Genomic DNA, 24,472 nt, shown 5'->3' on the forward strand with positions numbered 1-24,472 from the left:
AAGTGGCCACGGTGAAGTCCGGCCCCGTCTCAGCGCTGGGCCGAGGCGGGAATTGGGGTATCCGGCAGGTCGGAGAGGGATGTCTCATCGGCCAGGGTCGGGAATTTGCGGTGCTCTTGCCGGCGGATGGCGACGTGCATCCAGACCAGCGAGACGGCGACGAGAACAAACATCAGCATGAAACAACTGGTCCAGATGCCGGTCAGGTCATTGACGATGCCGAAGGAGATCGGGAGGACGAAGCCGCCCAGTCCACCGATCATGCCGACCAGTCCGCCGACGCCACCAACATGGTGGGGGTAGTAGACCGGAATGTGCTTGTAGACGGCGGCCTTGCCGAGCGACATCACGAAGCCAAGGGCGATCGTGAGGACCGCGAAGACCGGCACGCTGGTCGCGAGACTGAATTCGATCGGGCCCTGGATGCCGTCGACGATGTAGTGAGTCGCCGGATAGCTCAGAATGAAGAGGCAGATGAGCGAGACGATGAAGGTGAGATACATCACCGCGCGGGCGCCGTATTTGTCGGACATCCAGCCACCGAGCGCGCGGAAGACGGAGCCGGGCAGCGAGTAGGCCGCAGCCAGCATGCCCGCGGTCTGGAGCTCGAGCCCGTAGGCACCGACATAATAGCGCGGCAGCCAGGAGGCGAGCGCGACGAAGGCGCCGAAGACGAAGAAATAATAGGTTGCGAAACGCCAGACCCGCGGGTCGCGCAAGGGTTCCAGCTGCATCAGGGCCGAGGCCGGCTTTGCGCCGGTCTTGCGCCGCTCCACCAGAGCCGGGTCATCCTTGGCAAAAATCCAGAACAGGACTGCGAGGGCTGTCAGCACAGCCGCATAGATCAGTGCCGTCTGTTGCCAGCCGAACGCGACCACGAGGAAGGGGGCGCCGAAATTGGTGACAGCAGCGCCAACATTGCCGGCGCCAAAGATTCCGAGTGCCGTGCCCTGGTTCTTCGCCTCATACCAGCGAGAGACATAGGCGACGCCAATGATGAATGATCCGCCAGCCAGCCCAACGCCGAGCGCTGCAAGGAGGAAGAGTGGGTAGGTATTGGCTTGCGACAACAACACGGTCGCAAAGGCCGTGGTCAGCATCTGGATCGGGAAGATCAGCCGGCCGCCATATTGTTCGGTCAGAATGCCGAGAAAGACCCGGCTGATCGAACCGGTCAACACCGGGGTGGCAACCAGCAGCCCAAACTCGGTCTCGGACAGGCCGAGCTCCTGCTTGATGCTGATGCCGATAATGGAGAATATCGTCCAGACCGCGAAACAGGCGGTAAAGGCGATCGTCGTCATGCCCAATGCCTGGTTTTGTTGGCCGCGCGTTACGCCTTCAAGCGAATTCATAGCTCAGTCCCCGTCTCACCCGCCCCGGGTGGTTGCACTGCAGGACTGTCAATACGAGGCCCAGCCCCTCTCCACAACCGGGCAGCGCGACGCGCGTCAGAACGCCGCAACTATTTGTAAGAATATGATGAAATTGCCATTCGGGCCAAATAATATTCGGCCATCGACTTGCCTGAATCGAGCGTTCCGGTTGATGTTTGTCAAAGAAACATTATAGGATTTGCGGGCATAGCCCCGGAGCCTCCATGAGACCACAAGATTGCGAATCAGTGCGCGCACTGTCCCTGTTCCAGGACATGGATGCTGCGGTTTTTGAACGCCTGATCAGCGCCGCCTATCTGCAACGCTTCCCCGCACAGATCGAATTGATAACGGAGGGCGAGTCGGCCGACTTTCTCTATATCGTTGTGGATGGCTGCGTTGAGCTTTTCTCGACCGCCAATGGCCGCGAGACGACGATGGCCCTGGTGCGCCCGGTCTCGACCTTCATTCTGGCCGCGACGATCAAGGACGCGCCCTATCTCATGTCGGGCCGGACGCTTGAGGCCAGCCAGATATTGCTGGTGCCATCGGGTGATGTCCGTCAGGCCTTCGCGGAGGATGACAAATTCGCACGGGCCATCGTCACCGAACTGGCGAGTTGCTACCGCGCCGTCGTCAAATCGATGAAGAATCTCAAGCTCCGCACCTCGGTCGAACGCGTCGCCAATTACCTCTTGCGCATGCAATCGCGCACGGGTGGCGCCAATGTGATGGAATTGCAAATCGGCAAGCGTCACCTGGCCTCCATGCTGGGCATGACGCCCGAGAACCTGTCCCGGGCCTTCGGGGCCCTGCAGGCGCATGGCGTGACGGTTGATGGCCGCCAGATCACGATTGAAGACACAGAGCGGCTCATCCGCTACGCCAAACCATCCCCGCTGATTGATGATCCGAGCTGTTGATATGGGCCGGATCGCCGGATTGATCCTTGCCGGTGGCCAGTCGATCCGGATGGGCCAGGACAAGGCCTCCCTGATGTGGGAGGGCAAAACCCTGCTGTCGCGCGCACGCACCCTGCTGCGAAACGCCGGACTCGACGCGATTCATGTCGGCGGACGCCCGGATCAACCCGATGGTCTGCCGGACAGCGTGCCCCATGCCGGTCCGGCACGCGCCATACTTGATGCGGCCGGTCTGTTGCGCGGACAATACGACCAATTGCTGGTCATACCGGTTGATATGCCGCTTTTGAGCCCCGCACAGCTCACCCCCCTGCTCGGTGCCCGCCCAAGCGAGGCACGCTACTGGCAGGATCACCCCTTGCCGGCACTAATTCCGGTCGAAGCCTGCTGCACGCTGATCAGCGATGACATCCACTCCATCAAGCGCTTGCTCACCACGCTGAACGCCAAGCCCCTCGCGACCGCGCCAGAAGAGGCCGGCCCGACAGACCCGTTCAGCAATATCAATACGCCGGAGGCCCTCGCCGGACTGGACGCGACTAACCGCTAACGGGCCTCGTCGGCTTCGATCCGAACAACATCGGCGCATACCCGATACAGAACAGCAGGAATGCTCCACTCCACAGCGTCGCTCCGGCAGCCAGCAGGAGCGTGTCATTCCCATGCAATGCGGCGCACACGCGGAGAACCGCCCCGAGATGCGCCAGAATATAGATCAGCGTCGTCACCCAGTCGGCCTTTCGCGGGCGCCCGGTATGACCCAGGCTCGCACGCGTCATTACAGCGAGCGTCATGGTGCCGATCAGACCGGCCGCCAAGGCGTGCAGGCCGGCGGAAGCAGGAATGAGAGCAGGCCAGGCGATCCCAGCCCCGATCAGGCCGACCGCAATCGGGAGCCACGCATATCCGGCATGCAGCGACCAGACGAGCGGTTCGGCAAGGGTCGCCTGCCCTTTCCAACGTGCCAGTCGCACTGCTTGCATCACCCCGGCCAGCAATAGCACGCCCCCCGTAGCCAAATAGGCCGGTGCGATGGTCCAGCTCAGCAGGGCCAGTACCAGCACACCAAGGGACATTTTGTCATAGACCTTCATCGGGCCAGGCATCGTGGCTGTGTGCGGGCTGGCGACCGATGCGAGCCAGTTGCGGGTGAAGCTTGGAACGATCCGGCCGCCGATCAGGGCGATCAGCAGGGCTGCGACCGCAAACGTGCCTCTGATCGCGACCAGATAGTGATCCGGAAAGTGAAACAGAAGATGGGACAGCGCGAACAGGCTGAGCAATCCAACCACGGGAAGATTGCGCCAGTTTTTCCCGGCCACCACCTCCCGGAAAGCGACCGCAGCCAGGACAAACAGAAAGGCGAGGTCGACCATGACGGCGACGACGCCGTCAAACGCCAACACGGCGACCCGACCGATGACCCACAATCCGAACAACGCCGCCAGCCCCATGCCGGCGACCGGTGCGCGACCTGTCCAGTTGGGGATGGCTGTCAGGGAAAACCCGCAGATAATGGCGGCAAGATAGCCGTAGAGCATTTCATGGGCGTGGCCCGTGAGCCCCATGGATGGCACCGGGCCAGACCCGCCGCCAGCGAATTCCCAGACCCAGAGCGGCACCAGTGCCGCAGCCCAGAATGCCCCCGCCAGAAAGAAGGGCCGGAAAGCATTTTGCAGGACGGGTGGTGCAGCGCGCCGTTGCGCGCCGCGGTCGGCAGGTCGTTCCATGGTCGTGTCTCTGATCCGGGTGAACTTGATATTTCTCAAGCCTACCCCAAACCACTTCGATGCCGATGAGACGCATTGTCACGGAGCGAATATCACGCCGCCAGGGCGCAGCATGCCCGCATCCCCCTTCCGACCCGTAATTCAGGCGGGCCGGTCGGACCCGGTTTCTCCGGCCCCTGTACGACGCACATCACCAACGTCGAGAATCGGAGCCGCATCGACATCTTCCGCACTCATCAATTCCGCGAGCCGCTGAAGCGATGCGATCAGCATTTGCTGCTCCCAGTCGGCGAGCTCACCAAATGATCTCAAGAAACCGGATTGCAATGCCGGCGGCGCGTCAGCCAGGCATTGGCGGCCCGCATCATTGATCTCGATATGGACACTTCGGCGGTCTGTCTGGCTGCGCTGCCGGGAAATCAGGCCGCGTTGCTCGAGCCGGTCAAGGATCACCGTCACTGTCGGCTGGCTGAGCGAGACCTCCCGCGCGATGACGCCAGGCGTTACCGAACCCTTCTGGACAAGCGTTTGCAGGACGATCCGTTGAGACGATGTCAGCCCGCTGGCCTTCATCAGCTTTTTCGAATGGAGGTCAACGGCGCGCACGATCCGGCGCACGGCGATCAGCACATCATCTTGCCTGCCCATCCGGTGTCTCCATCACCCGCCGCCAGACCATAAATCTAACCGCGTTTCTCGGGCTCGCAACTCGTCTTTATGATCGTTAGAGAACGAAATTTCAGAACACTTCAGCTGGTGAACCTGCGTCGAAATTATCGTAAAATTTCGTCTCAAAAATGCCACTGAAGCGGTATCTTGCGGGAATCTAACGCATATCTGGATCACACGACTGTGGCGAACGCAGGAGCGCCTCCCCAGACAATTGTTAGACATCTATGTACATATGGCCATTTCATGGCGGATCGCCTAAAGAGTTCAAATCAGAAAAATCACGAGGGAACTGAGAGCCATGCTCAAAAAGTGCGCGCTTACAACGACCATTTTGTCCTCCGCCCTGCTTGCGACCGTTGCGACCGGCATTGCCGCGGCGCAAGTCGATACCATCACGGTGACCGCGACAAAGCGGGAAGCCAGCACCCAGTCGATTCCGATCGCGGTCAACGCGATGGGGGAAAGCACGCTCGAAGAACTGCGCGTGAATGTTTTCACCGACTATCTGCAACAACTCCCCGGCGTCACCGCTGGCGGTTCCGGCCCCGGCCAGAACACGATTTACATCCGCGGCCTTGCTTCGACGACCCCGAATTTGACGACAGCCGGCGTTGCCGGCCTCGCTCCCAATGTCGCCTTCTATCTGGATGAGCAGCCACTGGGTCAGCCCGGCCGGAACCTCGATGTCTATGCCGCCGACATCAATCGCGTCGAAGTCCTGCCCGGACCACAAGGCACACTCTATGGTGCCAGCTCGCAGGCCGGCACAGTCCGCATGATCACCAATACACCGGTCATCGGCGAGTTCGAGGCGTCCGCGAGCTTTGGAACCTCCTTCACCGAGAATGGTGAAATGAGCAGCAATGTCGAAGCCGTCCTCAACCTGCCGGTTTCAGAGAATTTCGCCCTGCGCGGCGTTGTCTATTACGACAGCCAGGGTGGCTATATCGACAATGTCGCAGGAACCCGCAATGCAAGTGAAAGCGCGCGCTTCCGCGCCGCCGGGACGGTCCGCCCGAACGGTGTGCCTGTCAGCGCCAACCGCGAAGGTTTCCAGGCCGGAGCCGATCTGTCAGGCGTCACATTCATCGACGCGGACAATTCCGCACTGGTCGAGGACGACTTCAATGACACAACCTATCAGGGCTTCCGTATCAGCGGCCTGTGGGACATCAGCTCCGACTTCAGCCTGCGCGTAGCGCATACGCGCCAGGATCTGGACAGCGATGGCGTCTTCTTCGCTGACCCGACGCTCGGCGATCTGGAAATCCAGCGCTTTGAGCAGGATGAGATGGAAGATTCCTTCCACAACACGTCCTGGACGCTGGAAGGCCGCCTTGGCATGCTCGATGCGGTTTACACGGGCGCCTATACCGACCGCCAGACCAATCAGCGGGTCGACTATTCCGACTATCTCTTCGTCGGCCAGTATCTGCCCTACTATATCTGTGACGGCTCGGTTTCCTATCCTGGCGGCGCGCCAGCGGGCACGTGCCAGGCACCAAACCTGTTCGTGGACTCAACCACCGACACCACGGTCTTCACGCAGGAACTCCGCTTCAACACGCCGGAAGACCGCCGGTTCCGCGCAACATTCGGCGGTTTTTACAGCGAGCTGGAACTGGCCGAGCGCAATGACTTCACCTATCCGGGTTCAGTCAATGCCGTGCTGTTTGGCCAGACCGGTTTCTCACCCAACTACCCCTTCACAACCGGATATACTTCCGACCCGGGTCCATTCCCGGCCGGCGTCATCTTCCGCAATGACGTCCTGAGAACCGATGTTCAATCGGGTGTGTTCGGTGAAGCCAGCTTCGATCTGAACGACCAGTTCTCGATCACCGTGGGAACGCGCTATTACGACATCGAAGTCGATCTGGAGGGCAGCGCGAATGCGTCCTTCTGCAACGGCTTCCAGCCAGACGCCAATGCCTTCGGGACCGATATCTCCGACCTGTATAATGGCGATGGCGCCGTGACATTCCGCGGTTCCTGCAACACGGCGGATCACATCACCTATACCGATCCGAATGCCGCCGGCATTCCGGCATCGGTGGCTGCGGCCCTCGCCGCTCCGGACGCAGCGCGCACAGATGGCTTCATCTTCAAGGCGACCGGTCAATGGACGCCGCGCGATGGCATGCTGTTCTACGCCACCTATTCCGAGGGCTTCCGCCCCGGCCTGCTCAATCGCCCCGGCGGCGCCGCCGGTCCGGGCGGGTACACCGTCCCCTTTGCGCTCGAAAGCGACGAGGTGACCAATTACGAATTGGGCTGGAAGCTTGATCTGGCCGACAATCAGTTGCGCTTCAACGGCAATGTCTTCTTCGTCGATGTTGAAAACCTTCAGACCACGATTTTCGATCCCTCGATCGTCAATCTCTTCTTCTCGGACAATGCGGCCAATGCCGAAATCCGCGGCTTTGAGGGCGATGTCACCTGGGCACCGATGGACATTCCAGGCCTCACGGTCACCGGCGCATTCTCGATGCTCGACACCGAGATCACGGAAGTCCTCACGCCCACCGATGATGTTCTCGTCGGCTCGGAACTGGCTTTTGCGCCGGGCTTCCAGGGCAATATCCGGGCTCGTTATGAATGGGAGCTGGATAATGGTCTGACGGCACACGTCATGCCGCAGCTGATCTATTCCGGCGACTCCGTCAGTGACGTGATCGAGATCAACAAGATTGAGCTCGATGCCTACACCATGGCCAGCTTCTCGACCGGCCTGACCAGCGATGGCTGGAGCATCGAGGCCTTCGTCAACAATCTGACCGACGAGCGCGCCCAGCTGAGCAATAACTTTGTCTATGACCGGGAGCGGGTCACCGTCGCCCGTCCGCGGACATGGGGTATGCGGGTGCGGGTTCAATACTAAACCCACACTTGGCTGAACTCAGCTAATATCTAGACTGGGCGTCCTGTGATCTTGCGGGACGCCCGGTTCTATCCACGGATACCAATTTGCCCGACGAAACTGAAACCCAGTCCGATTTGCTGCAGGCCGTGCAGGCCCGCATGTATGCGGGCGCGTTTCACGAGGCTGTCACCCTGCTGGATGACGCGATTCATTCCGACCCGGACTCGGTCGAAGCGCGTTATATGCGCGCCGTTTGCCATCGCTATCTGAAAGACGTTCCGGCGGCCGCCGCCGATCTCGCAGCCCTCAAGCAAATGGCGCCGGATTTTGGCCGCGCCTATCAGGAAGAGGGGCATCTGCACCGCGACAGCGGCAATACCGAACGCGCACTGCTGGCTTATCAGCGGGCTTGCCAGTTCAATCCTGCCCTGCTGGCCAGCTGGAAAGCCCAGGCCGCGTCATTGCGGTCACTGGGACGCGGCGCCGAGGCCGAACAGGTTGAGGCCCAGGCCCGGCGTCTGGAGGACTTGCCCAAGGATCTCGTCGCCGTCACCCATCTTCTCTACGAAGGCAAACTGCTGAAAGCCGAGCAACTCTGCCGGGCCTATATGCAGAAAAACCCGCACAATATCGAAGGCATGCGCCTGCTGGCAGAAATCGGAAAGCGTTTCGGCGTGCTTGAAGATGCCGATTTCCTGCTCGAGACCGCGCTAGAACTCGAGCCCGAGAATATTCAGCTCAGGCTCGACTTTATTGATGTGCTACGCAAGCGGCAGAAGTTCGAGGCCGCGCTGACGCAGGCCAGGGCGCTGCATGATCGCGAGCCGGACAATCCGCTATTCCAGTCCCATCTGGCGATTGAATCGATGCAGACGGGTGACTTTGACAAGGCGCTGGCCCTGTTCGAGACGATACTTCAAGCCTTGCCGGAGGACCCGGCCACCCTGACCTCGCGCGGTCATGCCCTGAAGACGCTGGGCCAGCAGGATGAGGCGGTCGCTTCTTATCAGTCGGCGGCGCGGGTCAAACCTGATCAGGGCGATGCCTGGTACGCGCTCGCCAATCTCAAGACTTATCACTTTTCCGATGATGAACTGGCCAGGTTGCGGTCACAGGAAGCGGCAGCTGATCTGGGTTTTCAAGACCGGGTCTATCTCTGTTTTGCCTTGGGAAAAGCCTTCGAGGACCGCAAGGATTACGCGGCCGCATTTCAGTATTACGAGCGCGGCAATGACCTCAAACGCGCCCAGACCCGCTACAAGTCGGATCAAATGGAAGAAGAGCTGGCCGCCCAGGCCAGCATCTGCACACCGGACTTGTTCGAGAAACAGGCCGGCAAGGGCTGCCCGGCACCCGATCCGATCTTCATCGTCGGATTGCCACGCGCTGGCTCAACCCTGATCGAACAGATCCTCGCCTCGCACAGCCAGGTCGATGGCACGCTGGAACTGCCCAATATCCTCGCCCTCTCGCATCGCCTGCGCGGCCGCAAGCGGGTCAGCGACCGGACCTTCTACCCGCGGGTCCTGCATGATCTCGACGCCGGCAAACTGCGCGCACTCGGCGAGGACTATCTCGACAATACTCGGATCCACCGTCAGGGCGCGCCGTTCTTCACCGACAAGATGCCGAATAATTTCCGGCACATCGGTCTGATCAAGCTGATCCTGCCGAATGCGAAAATCATCGATGCCCGGCGGGGCGCGATGGCGTGCTGCTTCTCCGGCTTCAAGCAATTATTCGCCGAGGGCCAGGAATTCACCTACGGGCTCGAGGAAATCGGCCGCTATTACAAGGCCTATGTCCGCTTGATGGAGCATTGGGACACAGTCCTGCCCGGCCAGATCCTGCGCGTCCACCATGAGGATGTCGTCGATGACGTCGATGCCCAGGTGCGGCGCATTCTGGAATTCTGCGGCCTGCCCTTTGAACCGGGCTGTATCGATTTTCACCATACCAAGCGCGCTGTACGCACCGCCTCTTCAGAGCAGGTGCGCCAACCGATTTACAAGCAGGGCGTCGCCCAATGGCGTCATTTCGAACCCTGGCTGGAGCCGCTGAAAGTGGCTCTGGGAACTGAACTCGCCGAAGTCTGAGGAGACAGGATGCCCCGGAGATTTTACAGAACGTCGCACAAGACCGGCGAAGACAATGTCGAAGTGCTGGGCCTGGACGTTCACAATCCGGTGTTCTTCATCGCGGCAGTGCTGGTCGTCTCATTCATCGGCCTGACACTGGCCTTTCCGCAATCGGCATCGAGCGTTCTGCTCGCTTCGCGGGCCTGGGTTCTGGAGACTTTCGACTGGCTTTTCGTATCGACCGTGAACATCGTTTTCCTGTTCGCACTCTTCGTCATGCTTTCGCCGCTCGGGCGCTTGCGGATCGGCGGCCGCGAGGCTCGGCCGGATTTCTCGACCAAGTCCTGGCTCGCCATGCTATTCTCGGCCGGGATCGGGATCGGCCTGATGTTCTGGGGGGCGGCCGAGCCGCTGGCCTATTACACGAACTGGTTTGGCACTCCGCTCGGGGTCGAGCCTGAAACTCCGGCCGCACACGATCTGGCGCTGAGCGCGACCATGTTTCACTGGGGCCTGAATGCCTGGTCGATCTATGCGATAATGGGGCTGGCGCTGGCCTATTTCGCCTTCTCCAAGGGATTGCCGCTCACCGTGCGCTCGGCCTTCTACCCGCTGCTCGGAGACCGGGTCTGGGGTTGGCCCGGGCATGTCATCGACTTGCTGGCGGTGATCGCGACCCTGTTCGGCCTGGCCACCTCACTGGGCCTCGGCGCACAGCAGATATCCAGCGGTTTGGACTATTTGTTCGGGTTCCAGGCCGGGATCGGCCTTCAGATCGGCATCATCGCCTTCATCACGCTGATCGCAACCATCTCGGTGGTGCGCGGTCTCGATGGCGGCGTGAAGGTATTGTCCAATATCAACATGGCGATGGCCGCGCTCTTCATGGTCTTCGTCTTCGCCGTCGGGCCAACCCTGCTCATCCTGGGCGGCTTCTGGGACAATACGATCAACTATGTCCGCGACTTCATCCCCCTGTCCAACTGGATCGGCCGCGACGACACGGAATGGTTTCATGGCTGGACGATTTTCTACTGGGCCTGGTGGATTTCCTGGTCGCCATTTGTCGGCATGTTCATCGCCCGCATCTCGAAGGGCCGCACTGTGCGGCAATTCCTGTTTTGCGTGATCTTCGTACCGCTCCTGGTCACCATCGCCTGGTTTTCAACTTTCGGCGAAATTGCGCTCCTGCAGGCGGAAACCGGCGTTGGCGAGCTGGCGAACGGGATCGATGAGGTCTCGCTCGTCCTGTTTCATATGCTCCAGAACCTGCCCTTCAACCAGATCGCCTCGATGATGGCGGTCATTCTGGTCCTGATCTTTTTCGTGACATCGTCAGACTCGGGCTCGCTGGTTGTCGACAGCATCACCGCCGGCGGCAAACTCCACGCCCCGGTGCCCCAGCGCATTTTCTGGGCCTGTATCGAGGGGCTCATTGCCATTGTCCTGCTATATGGGGGCGGAGCGCAGGCGCTCACGGCGCTGCAAGCCGGCACCATCGCCGTTGGCCTGCCCTTTACGATCGTTCTACTGGTCTGCTGCGTCAGTCTATGGAAAGGCCTGTCAGCGGACTCGCGCGCCCTGCGCAAGGCGGAGGGCGAACATGCCGCCGCAGTCAGCTAGTATCCATACACAATGGGAGACTCAGATACTTCGACGCATGATGCACGCCCTGCTCTTGTCGAGGTGCTGTCAGACAACCGCGAACGGGCCTCGAAAGCCGGCGCAATCACCAAATTCAGACGCCAAGCTGGCGCCATTCGGCCAGGGCCGCGGATCGGTTCTGCTTGACTGGTGGTGTCAGACTAAACCGGATCGGTCTCGAAAGCCCAGGGTCGAGGCTGATTCAGGCCGCCAGTTGACGCCATTCGTCGAGGGCGGTGGCGCGGCTTTCCTTGAAATCGGATCGTGAGTAGAGGTGGCGTTCGAGGTTGAAGTGATTGTAGATCGATGACTGGGTGGCGGCGAACTTTTGCAGGCTTCGCATTCACCGAAACCGGGTCATGATTTTCTCCCGGCGCCGCAAGGGCTGATGCGAGTTTTCAGCTCGATTGTTGAGCCACCTCCCGGTCTTCTGGCGGTTTGCATTTCCGAGCTTCCGAAGCGCGGATTTGTAGCTGCGCAATTTGTCGGTGACGACCATTTCCGGACGGCCAAATCGCTTCATCGCCTTGCGCAGAAACTTCAATGCTGCCTTGCGGTCTCGACGTTTGGTAACGAACGCTTAGAGCACTTCGCCTTCGTGATCGACAGCGCGCCAGAGGTAATGAAGTTCACCATTGATCTTCACAAAAACCTCGTCGAGATTCCACGGCCAGTTCGAATAGCATCCGTCTTGAACACGGCGCTTGCGGATCGACCTTGCGAAGAGCGGGCCAAACCTGTTCCACCAGAACCGCACCGTCTCGTGGGTAATATCGATGCCGCACTCATGGAGCAGGTCTTCCACGTTCCGCAGCGAGAGCGGAAAACGAACATACATCATCACCGCCAGGCGGATGATCTCAGGCGACGTCTTGAAGTACCGGAACGGATTGCGCACCGGCAAAAGCTACGAAACCAGGCCTGCCGGCTCAATCCCATTTTCCTCTGACAGTGCCGGTCAGTGGGTCGCGCCGCGTGTTGCGGGATAGCCGGGCGTCGAAACCTGGCTATCCCGCAACCGCTATCAGTTGAAGCTCAACCGCAACTCTATCCGGGCTGAGCGGGCTTCGAAATCACCATCACCGAGGCCATCAATATCCGCTTCAAAGGCAATCGAGGCGCCCGGGGCCAATTGGCCGCGCAAGCCCAGCTTGGCATTGGCCCGCAGCCCGCCCGTGCCGACCAACTGCCCATTCACATCGAGCAATTCAGCGGGATTGTAGTCCCAGACCCCGGTCAGACCGAGGCTCGGCTCCCACCAGCCACCGTCGGTGCGCAAAATGCGGTAGGCGAATTCAGGGCCAGCCTGCATGCGCCCGATCGCGATTGTCTGCTCGGGTATATCGATACCGAGCGTGTCGAAATACGCGTCCTGGGTCTCCTGGAAATGCGCAAGGCTGGCACTCGGACGGACGCGCCAGGCGCCGCTCTGCCACTCACCCGACAGATTCATCCGGATCAGGAAACGTGTGGTCTCGAAACTGTCCTCATAGAGGCCGAGTGGATCAACCCTATTGTCGGACTTGCCGTAGAGCGCGAGCACGTCGAGCCAGGCACCCTGGCCTATCTCCTGCACCAGATACGGCCCGGCCATCCAGCCAGAGCCACTGACCCGGGCACCGCGCAGAGCGCCGGCCTGAACGGCGATCTCGTCGGTGGTCTCGTCGGCCCAGTCATGCTGAACCATCAGACCGGCAACGGTGCTGTCGCCGAACGCCCAGTCAATCCCGAGCTGGACGACACCGAACGCACTGTCTGCGGCGTCGCCGGAGCGGTCATCGGAGACGGCGGAGTAATTGGCGGCGAGCCAGATATCAGCCCCACCGGCATTGGCGGTTGCCGCCCCGGATGCTCCAGGCATTTGAGGCTCGGTGGCGGCCGCGTGATTGCGGATGCCAGCCATGCTGGTGCCAAGCGAAACCATACGGTTACCGCCATTGATATCGGCAGAGAATTGACCGGCCGAAGAAGTGTCACGATCACGCACGCGGCGTGTCAGATCCGGCGCCGCGCTCAGCAGACGATCTCCGCGACGAACCATGAAATTACGGATCGCCCTTTGCGTGGCGAGCCGGACTTCAGTTTCGTCGCGCGTGTTGGCGAACGTACAGACGATCGACTCATTGGCGTCGAGATCAATATCGACGCGCCCGGTCGCCAGATCGATGACGCTGCCACTATCACTATCTCCCGTGCAGGTAATGCTATCGAGACGCCAGCCGTCGGGCGCCGACTGGATCACATCATACTGGCCCAGCAGCTTGCGCACCGGTGAGCTGGCGGCATAGCCGGCAGCGGTCGTCAGGCTGATCTGATCGAGATCGGTATCAGAAGATGCGAATTCGAATGTCGCATCGCGCTGGACACCGCCCGGCGTGGTCGAAACCAGCTGGATCGTACCGCGGCGTTCCGCGATCGAGACGGTGAGCGGGATGGCGACGACGATGGTGTCGCCGCTGGCGCGCGTCTCGGCATTGGGGCCTTTCGCCGCCGCACCGCCGCCGCTGAGATTGATCACAGTTACCGTGCCGGTATAGGTGCCGGCCGGCAGATCATTGGCCAGCGCATTGACCGTGATCGTCAATTGCACTTCGCCGAAGGCCGGGATCGTGCCGGTCAAGGGATCGACATCGAGCCAGTCCACATCGGCCTCAGTCCGGAATTCGACCGGCTGGCTGCCGGGATTGGTCACCGCAGCGGTGGCCGTGACATCCGTTGGATCCTCGACATCGCTGCCCAGAACCACCTCGACTTCGATCGGCTGAGCCACAGCATCGATCGAGGCGGACGCAGCCTCATTGCCGTTGCCCGCAGCATCTTCCGCGACTCCGGCATCAACCGTGATCTCAATGGTGCCGATTGTCTGCGGCGTCACCAGAGCAGTGTATTCGCTCGCGCTGACGGTCGTGAATTCAGACAAATCGGCATTGGAGGCGCCAATGTCATCGAGCTCGAAGCCGGTGACATCCTCGGAGAAGGTGAAGTTCGCGATAAACGGCCCCTCGGTCTCCTCGCCCGGCAGAGTGATGGCCAGGGTTGGCGGCGTATTGTCGGTGATGATGGAGAATTGCTCCGCGGCCAGATTGGCATTGCCCGCAGCATCGATAACGGCACCGACCGGCAGATCGACCGTGACCGGGCTGCCGGCCGTAGGTGTCACAGTGAGCTCATACCCAGCACCACTGCCGGTCAGATCGGAGAGGTCGGCATTGACGACGACGAAGTCTTCGAGCTCCAGGCCGGTCACGTCCTCCGAGAAGGCTACCGTCAGCGCGAAGGCGCCAATCGCCGGCTCGGAGGCCTCGCTGCTCAGCACCACTGAAGGCGCGGTGCCATCCGTGCTGATGGAGAATTGCGTCGCGACGAGGCTTTCATTGCCCGCAGCGTCCTGAGCAGCACCGGCAGCGAGATCGACGGTGACATCGCCATCGGCGGCCGGCGTGATGGTGACCGAATAATCGGCGCCGGATCCGGTCAGATCAGACGCCGCACCATTGCCGACGACGAGATCCTCGAGGGCCAGACCGGAGATGTCTTCAGAGAAGGTGACCGCGAGCGCAAAAGCACCGGAGACCGGATCCGCAGACTCTGTCGAGAGCACCACGGTCGGTGCTGTCAGGTCGGCTGCGATGACAAATTGCGTCGCCAACTGGCTGGGATTGCCGCTCAGGTCCCGCGCGGCACCTCCCTCGAGATCCACCGTGACATCGCCATCGGCGGTCGGTGTGATCGTGACCGTGTACTCAGCGGCGGCAAAACCGCCAACGGCTGCCGCCTCACCCCTGCGAGGAGCATTGCCCGCGCCGGAACCTCCCGAGAAATCGGTGGCAGTGCCATTGCCGACGACAATGCCCCTGAGTTCAAGACCGATCACGTCTTCAGAGAAGACAATGTCGAGCGTGAACGGGCCCGAAACGGGACCTGTTTCCGCCGAGGACAGAACCACTGTCGGCGCGATCACGTCATTGACAAGCGTGTATACCGCCTCATTGGCGCCGGTTGGCGTCACGCTGACCAGGCGCTGCCCGGCATAGTCGGTGATATCATTCCCGGCCAAGATCGACAGGGTCACGACACCGTTCAGTGACGGCAGGTCCCCGCCATAGGCCACAAGTTGATAGACCGTCTCGCCAACTGGCTGCGACTGGCTCGCCGCAGCCAGGGGCTCGCCCGCTCCACCGCCGCCCCGTCCGAAGGTGAGCCTTGCCGTCGTACCGTCGAGCCCGAAATCCCGTTCATCAAGATTGGCAACAGGTTCGGAGAAGGTCACGATCCATGTCAGGGTATCGGAGTTTGTCGTCTCGGAGAGCCATGCGGCTCGTTCGATCGAGGTGAGCACGGGCGCCGCTTGGTCACTGGTCAGGTTCAGCGTCTGGTCGCCGGCCAAAGTGCCATTACCGGCCTGGTCTTCGGCGACACCTGCGGCGATGCTGATCGTCACTTCGCCTTCCGCCAGCGGCGAGATGGCGAAGGAGAATACATTGCCGTTCTGCGTCGGCTCGGCGGCGGTCGCATTGGTGAGGGTCAGATCGGAAGCGGTGAAGCCCGCAACCGCCTCATCAAACGTGACGGTCAGGATGAAATCCGCGCCCACAAAATCGCTGTCTACGGACAGCTGCGGTGTCGGGGCGGTATTGTCGACCACGACCTCCGCTTCATTTGCCCCGGTCGGCACTGCCGAGCGGTCAAGATAATTGCCGTTTGTATCGGTAATGTCATATCCAACCACGCTGAGCAGCACGGTCGAATTGAGCGAAGCGAGGTCTCCGCCAGATGCCTCCAGCAAATACACATCTGGCTGCGACTGCGAGACCGAGGTGATCGCCGCCGTCGAGGAAGACAGATAGAAGTCATCAGCCGAGACATTCTCGACGGCCTCGGAGAAGGTGACTTCCCAGGTCAAGGTATCGGAATTGGTCGGCGAACCGCCGGCCGTTACGAGTTCGACATCCGTGATGCGCGGAGCCGTGAAGTCGTAAAGGTAGGAGACCTGCTCCGGTGCCGCATGGCCATTGCCCGCGGGATCAGTCGCCGCGCCGGCGGGAAGATCGACCGTGACCAGCCCGTCGCCTTCCGGCCTAATCGTGACGATATAACTGTGCCCGAAAGGGTTGAGGGCTGTCGCCGTGCCATTTCCGACGATGAATTCATCCAGCTCGAGCCCGACCAACCGCTCGGTGGACTGCACAACGACGGTGAACTCACCATCCTGCTCAACCGTATCCGTGTCGGCGATGAAAGAGACGACGGGCGCGGTGCGATCAAGGGTGTAGCCCTGATCCCGCGTGCCCGTGGGGACATAGCTCGCCGGGTTGTTGCCATATTCGTCCGGATACGGGCCGCCGTCGCCAAAACGGATATAGACGTAACCCTCATGCGTCGGCAGATCGCCGCCGGATGCCGTCACATAGAAGCCGACCGAATAGCGCACCACCTCGATCGTCCCGACGTCCACATTCCGCACCTCGAAGGCTTCAGGTGGGAGGCTGTAGCCGCGCGATATGCTTGAATACTGGAAATCCCACACCAATTCGGTCGCGTTTGTGTACTCCGTTGTCGAGGACATGCGACGAATATGGGCCAGAACCGGCGCAGTATTCGAAACGTCGAAGGAATTTTCATTACTCCCTGACGGGGTCACATCGACCAAGGCGCGACCGTCGGTGTCTTCGATATCCTGTGAAGCAGAAAAGCCGAGCGACACGACCCCCTCCAGCTCGGCAAGATCGCCGCCGCCGATCCGGACATTCCAGGCATTTCCGCCGGCCGACTGTGCGGTGACAACCGTGGCAGAGCTGCCAGTGACGCTGAAATCAGTCGCATCCACCCCGGTCACAGGCTTGGAAAACGTGACACGCCACCAGAGGTAATCCTCGTTCGTTGTCTCGTCCGAAGGGTCGTCGCGCTCGATCGAGAGAACGGTCGGCGGGCTCAAATCTGCCGCGATCGAAAATTGCGGCGCGGCCGGATTCGGGTTGCTGGCATCGTCATACAGGCTGCCAGCGGGAAGATCGACCGTTACGGTGCCGGTTGAGGACGGCCGCAAGGTGAAGGTGGCGCTGTACGCCCCCGGAAAGGAAAAACTCTCTACCACGGCATTACCCACCACGAGATCGGATTGGGTAAACGCGACAATAATGTCGGACCATCCGGCCTGCGGCGCACAGGTCATGCTCACGGTAAATACATCGGTCACCGGCGCAGCCGCCGTCGTGGCGAAGGCGCATTCCGGCACGGTATTGTCGATCGTGATGGGCGATTCAGACACGGTATTCAGGTCGGTCAGCGCAACCCCGGTCAGACTCTCGATATCCTGACCTGCCTTGAGACGGACCCATACCTCCCCGTTCATATCCGCCAAGTCGCCACCGGAGACGTCAGCCCAATAATACGAGGCGCTGACGGCGGTCCAGCCAGTGATGGTAGCGGTCGAACCGATCACCTCGAAGTCGGACGGATCGACATTGCGCACGTTCGCATTGAATTGGATCGAGGCGGTGAACGAGTCGGCATTGGTGTAGGTCGGCCCCCCCGTGGACAAGAGGCGCGGCGCGGGATCGCTTGCCTCGGCGCCGGGCGTCAGGCCTGCGCCCGCGATGAGGGCAGCGGCGAGCATGGCCGTCACCAGCCCCACTGTTTTCGCGCCAGTGCCGCGACACATGCGGACAAGCCTGCCAAATGCAGCCGAACCAAAACCGATCATACCATCACTCCCTTTAGCACCTGCGCAGTGCAAGCGGCGCTCCCCCCTGAAGCGGCCAGCTTGCTGCGAGGTCCGGCGGACCTCGCCTGCGCGTCCCCTGTCCTGACGCTCACCCATGGGTCAGCGCAATTTTGGGTTTGATTTCAATTCGATTGACCACGCTTTCCGGTTCAGCAACAATCACCCAAATGGGTGGTTTTCACCGCCTCACCCGAATAGATTCGCCACTTCAAGGGTCAGCCATGACCGAATCCACGCCGCCCGCTGACGCCCCTCCGGGCACGGGAAGGCTGAACGTTGCGACCCGGCTGGGCTATGGACTCGGAGATTTCGGATTTGTCGCCGCTTGGCAGGGAGCGGCGCTTTTCCTGCTCTATTTCTACACTGATGTTCTGCACCTCTCGCCCTGGATGGCCGGTGCGATCTATCTCGCTGGGATGGTCTGGGACGCCATCTCCGATCCCTTGATCGCGATCTGGACGGAACGCCATGCAGCGCAGCGCGGCCGCTATGGCACAATCATGCGATGGGCCGCTTTGCCCGTCGGGTTGAGCTACCTGGTCATGTTCTCAATTCCGACTGGCGGAACGCTGCTGACAGCAGCAGCGGCCCTGTTGAGTCATCTGGTTTTCCGCACCGCCTATACCTGCGCCAGCATGCCGTACAACACGCTGCCCGCGCGCCTGACCGGCGACAGCGACGAACGCAGCGCACTATCGGCGCTGCGGGTGATCGGCGCCGCGCTGGGCGGATTGACCGTCGCGATCGCCACCCCTCTCCTGGTGCAAGCTGCGGCCGAGGCCGGCGAAGCGGCGGGCTACCGGCTAGCCGCAGTGGCAACGGGCGCGCTCGCGGCTACGATCCTGATCATTTCCAGCCTCGCTATCCGCGAACCGCGCATCATGCGGTCAGTCAGTCCGTCGGCAAATGTGCTGCGCGATCTGCGGGAGTTGTGGCGGTTCACGGTTCGCAATGGTCCACTGCAGCGGCTACTCACCCTGATGCTGCTGGCGACAATCGGCTTTGCGCTCTTCACGCAGAGCCAGCTCTATTTCTTGCAACACGTGTTGCAGCAACCGGCGCTCACCGCACCGGTCCTGGCCGGTCCGGCCCTGGCGATGATCGTCACGGCACCGCTCTGGATGATGCTCGCCGCCCGCACCAGCAAACGCGCCACGCTGATGGCTGGCCTCCTGGTCGCGGCGGCAGGCTATGTGCTGATGGGTTTCGCACCCGCAGCCAGCCCCGGCCTCGCCCTGTTGAGTGTGGCCGTCATCGGCACCGGCAGCGCCGCCATCCCGGTGATGTTCTGGTCGATGGTGCCGGACGTGATCGATTACGGGCAGTTGCAGACAGGTCTGCGGGTTGAGGCTCGCACCTTCGGCCTGACCACATTCGTCCAGAAATGCGCCGCCGGAATCGCGGCCCTGGTCGCCGGTGGCCTTCTGGCCCTGTCCGGCTATGCGCCCGACATTGCACAGCCTTCAGAAAGCCTCGGAACGATAACCGCGTTGGTCTCCTGGCTGCCTGCCGCCTTCATGCTGGCCATGGTCGCTGTCGTCCGCGGCTACCCTGTCAGTCGCGAGCACCACTCCGAGATTATCGAACAGCTCGGCAGAAAGCGCGGCGCAGAGTGACGGAACGCCTCACCCTTTCGGGTGGTTGAGCCGGCGGGCGGGTGGTGGCAAGTTGTCGCCTGGCAACGCAATGGCGATTGCACCGGGTACCGGAAGGCCTGACATGAGCGACACCGCCCGGGACGACCCTTCGCACACCTCATTCACCCCCAAAACGTCTGGACGCGCCCAATCGCCTATCATTGCTGAACTTGATCAAGTGCGCCTTGACCAGGCCAGGTTGCTGCATAAGCGCACGCACCTGTCATGTATCATTGTCCAGTGCGTGATCATCTACCTGGCTGCGCTCGTCATCCTGAACGGTGACCTGCACTTTGCAGGTGTCTGGCTCGCTGCCACCAGCACCATGGTCGCCATCGTCTATATTTCCGCCAGACTGATGGCTCCAGACGGGGTGACAGCACAGAACTACAAGCGCTATCTGTTCATCCACACCGCGATCTCGGGCCTGACAGGCCTGGTCTGGGGTGGGTTGGCGAGCGCCTATCTCGACCCCGGCGATCTGTTCGACCTGTTCATCGCGATCAATATGGCGTTCTCGATCACGGTCGGCGGCATGCTGCCGAGCGCCGAATACCGGCCCACCTATATCAGTCTGGCGACCGGGACCCTGGTGCCGTTTTCCATCTACTGGCTGCTGACCGTTGATGGCCCGCTCCGCATTATCGGGGTCGGCCTGCTGATCTATTATTCGTTTGGATTGCTCGTCAGCGCCCGGGCGGAAGTGCAGACCATCGCCACCCTCGCCGCCGAGCGCACCCGCGACCTGACGCGCCAGCTACAGGAGCAGAACCGTGTGATCGAACAGGCCAGTGCCAGCAAGTCGCGCTTTCTCGCCGCGACCAGCCACGACATGTCGCAACCCCTGCAGGCGCAGAGCTTTTTCATCACCGCCATGCGCCGGACGCTGAACCAGCCCGAACAGGTCGAGCTGCTCGACAAGATCGAGGCGTGCTGGCGCAGCCAGCAACACCTGTTGCAGGCCCTTGTCGAAACGGCCCGACTCGATAGCGGTGCCATCATCGCGCGCCGGCGCGTCTTCGGTCTCGCAACAATCATGGACACGCTCAGGGCTGAATTTGCCGAGCTCGCTTCACGCGGAAAAGTCGAGCTCAGGATTAGCGGGGCACCGGTTGGCGTCGAGAGCGATCCGCTGCTGGTCACGCGCATCCTGCGCAACCTCCTCGGCAATGCGGTCAAATTCACCCCGCCCGGCGGACAGGTCGAACTCTCGTGGACACGCGAAGGTGAGACGGCCTTCATCGAGGTCCGCGATACCGGCCCAGGCATCTCGACCATCGATCGCGACCGGATATTTGACGAATATGTCCAGCTGGAACCGACCGCCGGCGAAGCCCGCGAGGGCCTGGGACTCGGGCTCACAATTGTCCGTCAGCTCGCCCGCAAGCTCGAGATCGAATTACGCTTCGACAGCACCCCCGGCGCAGGCACACGGGCCGGTATTGTCCTGCCAGTCCGGAACCTTGATGAAGTGGCGGCCCCCATTCAGACGGAGGTCGAAGGCGTCCCGGGCTCCCCCCTGGTCCTGCTGGTCGAGGATGAGGCTGCGCTGCGCGAGGGTTTGACGATGCTTCTAACCGATTGGGGGTGCCGCGTCATTGCCGCGGCTTCCGGACACGAAGCGCTGGAATTGCTCTCCTGGGCCGATGCCGAACCGGCGCTCCTGATCATCGACAAACGGCTGGCCGACGGCGAAGATGGTCTGGATACGATCCTCGCCTTGCGCGCCGAAGTCGTCGCCGACATTCCGGCCGTCCTGCTGACAGGCGACATCTACCAGTTCGAGCGTGCCGGCGGCATCGAGAACATGACGGTCCTGGCCAAGCCGGCCGACGCCACGCAATTGCACGCCATTCTGCTGGAAACCGTCGCGCCGTCGCGCCGAACCTGACCTGCGCGCTAGATCAGACCAAGCGCCTGAGCCTTGCGCATACAAGCGGTACGGGTGTGGACATCGAGCGCCTCGAAAATGGCGCGCATATGCGATTTGACGGTATTTTCGCTGATATTGAGTGTGCTGGCGATTTCCTTGTTGGTGACACCGCCCCCCATCAGATGAAGGATTTCAAGCTGGCGCGGGCCCAGCCGGGGCAGTTGCCGGTCGGCCTCAGGATGCCAGTCCTCGGGGGCGTGATCTCCGACGCTTTCGGCTTGCACGCCAAAGAAGCTGGCCCGCCCTGCCAGGATACCATCGACCGCTGCAAGCATGGTCTCCGTATCGGCCGACTTGTGGACAAATCCCCGCGCACCCAGCCTTTTCATCTCGGCAACCGGCGGCTCGGCGCCGATTCCGGACAGCATCAGCACCGGACAACGAGACTTACGCTCCCGGATCGCCGCAAGCAGCGCCAGCCCGTTCATCGTCCGCATCACCAGATCGAGAATAATCAAATCATAATTTGAATCGGGCCCGAAAGCTTTCAGGAAGGCGACTGGATCATCAAAGACCTCGACGGTGTATCCCTCACGCAACTGCATCAGCAGCGCGCTGAAACCGTCGGAGAACATGCGGTGATCATCGACCAGCGCGAGACGTCGCGTCGCACTCATTTTCCGAACATCTCCGGCATGCGCGCCTCCCTGGTCCCGGTCGGAGCGTTATTCTCCAAACACTCAAGGCCACGACCATCTAGCGCGCAAGCGCGAACTTCGCAAACCATGGAACGCGCTGCCCCGACTACCTGACGCTTCCGCCCGCACTCAGAATTTCACGATCTATTTTGCGAATAGCGGCCCGAACTGTCGCCAGCAGAAGCCCACTGTGTCTCAGATGCTGCCAGGGATACATTCGTGAAGCAGACGCTCGACGTTTCGGAGCGAGAGCGGGAAACGCCTGTGCATCGTCACGGCCAAGCGAGTGAGTTCGCCTGAAACCTGCCGATCTTGGATCGGGGGCCTATCCAGGGATAGCTGAGAAGGGAAAACCTCTCGCTCAAGCCCGGCCCTCTCGGACACCACCGGAATTGAACCCCATATGCTGGACAGTGTGCACCAATTGGAACGGCAGAGAGTCGCTGCCCTTAGAGAGGAAATTAGTTTGGGGGGGTGTATGGGGGTGGACCCAGTCTTGCGCGGAAGGGGCCCCGGTTTTCACCTCAAGCTCAACCCCGAAACCCGTCTTGAGGGTCTGGCCCAAACTGAAAGAGGTGCCGCCAGCCCTGTGCAAACCAATCTCGTAAATGAATTCGCCGCCCGACGCTCAGGGCAAACTTCTTTCGGGGTGGCCTGTGAGTTCGGCAGAATCGCCGAGGATGTCGGATATTATCATTTTGGCAAGCCAGCGCGTCCCATCGGTGCTTGCCGCGTAGTACATGAATTGTGAGCGTCGTTCAGCACGGATCAACCCCGCCCGTTCCAGGGTCTGCAGGTGGCCTGTCATGGTCGATCGCGGCACTTCATGGTGCGCGGCCAGATCGCCCGCGGACACCGAGAGTGGATATCGCGCGCAGAGACGCCGAAATAGATCCAGGCGCACCGGATGGGACAGGCCGGCAAGCGCGGCAACGGCTCTTCGATTTGTCATGCCGGCAAATTGCAGGACAAGCATGACCGGCACATCGAATTTTCGTGAATGTTTTGCAACGACGCGAATTCGGCAAAGGCCGGTGACCGCTAGTCCCGACGGCAGGAATAGTGACCGAGAACCGGAATGACCCTGCGGCTTCCATCACCCCCCTCGAGGCGCAAGACAGCGCGATTCATGCGCAATCCGTCCGCAACGATTTCACTAAAATAGCCGGAGATCACAACTTCGCTCACCATCCCGGCACCCGGGAAGCGGCGCTCGTAGAGATCGCCCACCGCGATCACACCCCCGACCGACGGGCGACCCCGACGCACCACTTCCGCATCCACCAGAAAGCTGATTTCACCGCGGGTGAGGTTTTCGAAAGCCAACAGATCGTGCGGACCATCCGCGCGCCAAAGGAAGACGCCGCACTCTCCGGAATCAAGCCGTTGCGGTCCCAGCGAGGTCATCGGCCCCAGCGCGACCGGATCCTCGGTCATCGGCGACGCGTTCGCGGGAAGGGGTGTTGGCAGGGACTGACAGGCTGTCGCTGTGAGGCTCAGATAAGCCAGGACGATGATCGCCTCACTCCGCATGGCCCATTTCCCCGTCTCGCCGCCAGACCCCATCCTCGATGTTGAACCCTGAATAGGCCAGGGCGTTGCCCAGATCGGCATTCGTTGTGCTGATTCCGACGCTCCACTCGACACCGGTCACGGCAAGAATCGCTTCGGCCGCAATGGTCATATCCTGACTTTCCCCGGCCAGAATGGCCACAAGCTTGCCACCGCGACACTCCAGCGGGCCCGTCAATTCGGGCAGCACCACGCCAAACTCCTGGGAGAGATCGCTGGAGAGGTCCGCGGTCATTGCGCCGCTGACAACGGCGCAATGACCGTCGGTGAATTCCAGCCGATCGAGGCTGACCATGATAATCGCCGCTTCCGTGAGGCCGGGGACGTCCTGCACGCCCAACCGAACCGGTACGCCGACAAGACGGGTGTCGAGCACCTGCCAGTCACCGTGCAAATCGATCCGCGCAAGCCCACTTCCGCGCAACCCTGCATCGGCCAACACCCAGTCGATCGCGAGCCGCCCTCCCAGCAGTGGCCAGGGCCGGGTGTGGATTTGCGCCCGGCGCATGGAGAACTGACCGAGGCGAGCCCCCCGGATCGTGCCATTCCAGACTGAACCATGAATTTCGGCCCGGGTCAGGTCGAGCCCATCGGCGGTCAGTCCGAGCGCCAGCTTCAGCGGGAGCGTGGCAATCAGTCCCGTGAGCAGTGCGACGACGAAGACAGTCAATAATCGCAACAT

The 24,472-nt window shown here is 61.3% G+C and carries 15 protein-coding genes and 1 pseudogene; 7 read left to right on the plus strand and 9 right to left on the minus strand.

Annotated features, from left to right (window positions below; genetic code table 11):
* Window positions 1–29: 29 nt before the first annotated feature.
* A complete protein-coding gene (locus ACN0YJ_RS03505; RefSeq protein ID WP_417495357.1) occupies window positions 30–1,355 on the minus strand; it encodes an MFS transporter in 1,326 nt (441 codons plus the stop codon).
* A gap of 269 nt (window positions 1,356–1,624) precedes the next feature.
* Here ACN0YJ_RS03505 and ACN0YJ_RS03510 point away from each other — a divergent pair, with 269 nt between their 5' ends.
* Both ACN0YJ_RS03510 and ACN0YJ_RS03515 read left to right on the plus strand, forming a co-directional pair.
* The gene (locus ACN0YJ_RS03510) at window positions 1,625–2,299 is read left to right on the plus strand and encodes a helix-turn-helix domain-containing protein (protein WP_417495358.1); all 675 of its coding nucleotides are present in this window, start codon (window positions 1,625–1,627) and stop codon (window positions 2,297–2,299) included.
* Window positions 2,283–2,849 (plus strand): molybdenum cofactor guanylyltransferase, encoded by a 567-nt coding sequence (locus tag ACN0YJ_RS03515; RefSeq protein ID WP_417495359.1) that lies wholly within the window; start codon window positions 2,283–2,285, stop codon window positions 2,847–2,849. Before ACN0YJ_RS03510 ends, ACN0YJ_RS03515 begins: the two co-directional genes overlap by 17 nt.
* Here the strand turns inward: ACN0YJ_RS03515 and ACN0YJ_RS03520 are convergent.
* Entirely contained in the window at window positions 2,839–4,029 is a 1,191-nt protein-coding gene (locus ACN0YJ_RS03520; RefSeq protein ID WP_417476774.1) for an NnrS family protein, read from the minus strand. The two genes, ACN0YJ_RS03515 and ACN0YJ_RS03520, sit on opposite strands and share 11 nt — an antisense overlap.
* Window positions 4,030–4,170: 141 nt before the next feature.
* Window positions 4,171–4,677, minus strand: a complete 507-nt coding sequence (locus ACN0YJ_RS03525) for a MarR family winged helix-turn-helix transcriptional regulator (protein WP_417476773.1) — start codon at window positions 4,675–4,677, stop codon at window positions 4,171–4,173.
* 322 nt (window positions 4,678–4,999) lie between these two features.
* On the opposite strand from ACN0YJ_RS03525, the gene ACN0YJ_RS03530 reads away from it, so the two are divergent.
* The 3 genes from ACN0YJ_RS03530 (at window position 5,000) to ACN0YJ_RS03540 (ending at window position 11,265) form a co-directional block, all read left to right on the plus strand.
* The gene (locus tag ACN0YJ_RS03530; RefSeq protein ID WP_417476772.1) at window positions 5,000–7,582 is read left to right on the plus strand and encodes a TonB-dependent receptor; all 2,583 of its coding nucleotides are present in this window, start codon (window positions 5,000–5,002) and stop codon (window positions 7,580–7,582) included.
* A gap of 86 nt (window positions 7,583–7,668) precedes the next feature.
* On the plus strand, window positions 7,669–9,660 hold the full coding sequence (locus ACN0YJ_RS03535; RefSeq protein ID WP_417495360.1) for a sulfotransferase: 1,992 nt from the start codon (window positions 7,669–7,671) through the stop codon (window positions 9,658–9,660).
* A 9-nt stretch (window positions 9,661–9,669) separates the two neighbouring features.
* Window positions 9,670–11,265 (plus strand): BCCT family transporter, encoded by a 1,596-nt coding sequence (locus ACN0YJ_RS03540; protein ID WP_417495361.1) that lies wholly within the window; start codon window positions 9,670–9,672, stop codon window positions 11,263–11,265.
* 223 nt (window positions 11,266–11,488) lie between these two features.
* Here ACN0YJ_RS03540 and ACN0YJ_RS03545 read toward each other — a convergent pair.
* Window positions 11,489–12,127 (minus strand): annotated as a pseudogene (locus ACN0YJ_RS03545) (IS6 family transposase).
* Between the two features lie 183 nt (window positions 12,128–12,310).
* Window positions 12,311–17,989, minus strand: coding sequence for an Ig-like domain-containing protein (locus ACN0YJ_RS03550; protein ID WP_417495362.1), 5,679 nt, complete (start codon window positions 17,987–17,989; stop codon window positions 12,311–12,313).
* Window positions 17,990–18,231: 242 nt separating this feature from the next.
* Here ACN0YJ_RS03550 and ACN0YJ_RS03555 point away from each other — a divergent pair, with 242 nt between their 5' ends.
* Together ACN0YJ_RS03555 and ACN0YJ_RS03560 are read left to right on the plus strand one after the other, a co-directional pair.
* On the plus strand, window positions 18,232–19,626 hold the full coding sequence (locus ACN0YJ_RS03555; RefSeq protein WP_417495363.1) for an MFS transporter: 1,395 nt from the start codon (window positions 18,232–18,234) through the stop codon (window positions 19,624–19,626).
* A gap of 265 nt (window positions 19,627–19,891) precedes the next feature.
* A complete protein-coding gene (locus ACN0YJ_RS03560) occupies window positions 19,892–21,538 on the plus strand; it encodes a hybrid sensor histidine kinase/response regulator (RefSeq protein ID WP_417495364.1) in 1,647 nt (548 codons plus the stop codon).
* Between the two features lie 8 nt (window positions 21,539–21,546).
* On the opposite strand, the gene ACN0YJ_RS03565 is transcribed toward ACN0YJ_RS03560, so the two are convergent.
* The 4 genes from ACN0YJ_RS03565 to gspN all read right to left on the minus strand — a co-directional run bounded on the left by ACN0YJ_RS03565 (window position 21,547) and on the right by gspN (window position 24,472).
* On the minus strand, window positions 21,547–22,197 hold the full coding sequence (locus ACN0YJ_RS03565; RefSeq protein WP_417495365.1) for a response regulator transcription factor: 651 nt from the start codon (window positions 22,195–22,197) through the stop codon (window positions 21,547–21,549).
* A 649-nt stretch (window positions 22,198–22,846) separates the two neighbouring features.
* On the minus strand, window positions 22,847–23,194 hold the full coding sequence (locus ACN0YJ_RS03570; RefSeq protein WP_417495366.1) for an ArsR/SmtB family transcription factor: 348 nt from the start codon (window positions 23,192–23,194) through the stop codon (window positions 22,847–22,849).
* A 65-nt stretch (window positions 23,195–23,259) separates the two neighbouring features.
* Window positions 23,260–23,751, minus strand: coding sequence for a hypothetical protein (locus tag ACN0YJ_RS03575; RefSeq protein ID WP_417488514.1), 492 nt, complete (start codon window positions 23,749–23,751; stop codon window positions 23,260–23,262).
* On the minus strand, window positions 23,741–24,472 hold the full coding sequence (gene gspN, locus ACN0YJ_RS03580) for a type II secretion system protein N (protein WP_417495367.1): 732 nt from the start codon (window positions 24,470–24,472) through the stop codon (window positions 23,741–23,743). The genes ACN0YJ_RS03575 and gspN overlap by 11 nt, the downstream gene beginning before the upstream one ends.

It is taken from the genome of Maricaulis sp. (assembly GCF_048270095.1).
Taxonomy (GTDB): domain Bacteria; phylum Pseudomonadota; class Alphaproteobacteria; order Caulobacterales; family Maricaulaceae; genus Maricaulis.

Excerpts from the sequence above, each read along its gene's own strand:
- ACN0YJ_RS03505 (WP_417495357.1), bottom strand. The coding sequence starts at position 1,355 with ATGAATTCGCTTGAAGGCGTAACGCGCGGCCAACAAAACCAGGCATTG.
- ACN0YJ_RS03515 (WP_417495359.1), top strand. The coding sequence starts at position 2,283 with ATGATCCGAGCTGTTGATATGGGCCGGATCGCCGGATTGATCCTTGCC.
- ACN0YJ_RS03520 (WP_417476774.1), bottom strand. The coding sequence starts at position 4,029 with ATGGAACGACCTGCCGACCGCGGCGCGCAACGGCGCGCTGCACCACCC.
- ACN0YJ_RS03525 (WP_417476773.1), bottom strand. The coding sequence starts at position 4,677 with ATGGGCAGGCAAGATGATGTGCTGATCGCCGTGCGCCGGATCGTGCGC.
- ACN0YJ_RS03530 (WP_417476772.1), top strand. The coding sequence starts at position 5,000 with ATGCTCAAAAAGTGCGCGCTTACAACGACCATTTTGTCCTCCGCCCTG.
- ACN0YJ_RS03540 (WP_417495361.1), top strand. The coding sequence starts at position 9,670 with ATGCCCCGGAGATTTTACAGAACGTCGCACAAGACCGGCGAAGACAAT.
- ACN0YJ_RS03550 (WP_417495362.1), bottom strand. The coding sequence starts at position 17,989 with ATGATCGGTTTTGGTTCGGCTGCATTTGGCAGGCTTGTCCGCATGTGT.
- ACN0YJ_RS03555 (WP_417495363.1), top strand. The coding sequence starts at position 18,232 with ATGACCGAATCCACGCCGCCCGCTGACGCCCCTCCGGGCACGGGAAGG.
- ACN0YJ_RS03565 (WP_417495365.1), bottom strand. The coding sequence starts at position 22,197 with ATGAGTGCGACGCGACGTCTCGCGCTGGTCGATGATCACCGCATGTTC.
- ACN0YJ_RS03570 (WP_417495366.1), bottom strand. The coding sequence starts at position 23,194 with ATGCTTGTCCTGCAATTTGCCGGCATGACAAATCGAAGAGCCGTTGCC.
- ACN0YJ_RS03575 (WP_417488514.1), bottom strand. The coding sequence starts at position 23,751 with ATGCGGAGTGAGGCGATCATCGTCCTGGCTTATCTGAGCCTCACAGCG.
- gspN (WP_417495367.1), bottom strand. The coding sequence starts at position 24,472 with ATGTTGCGATTATTGACTGTCTTCGTCGTCGCACTGCTCACGGGACTG.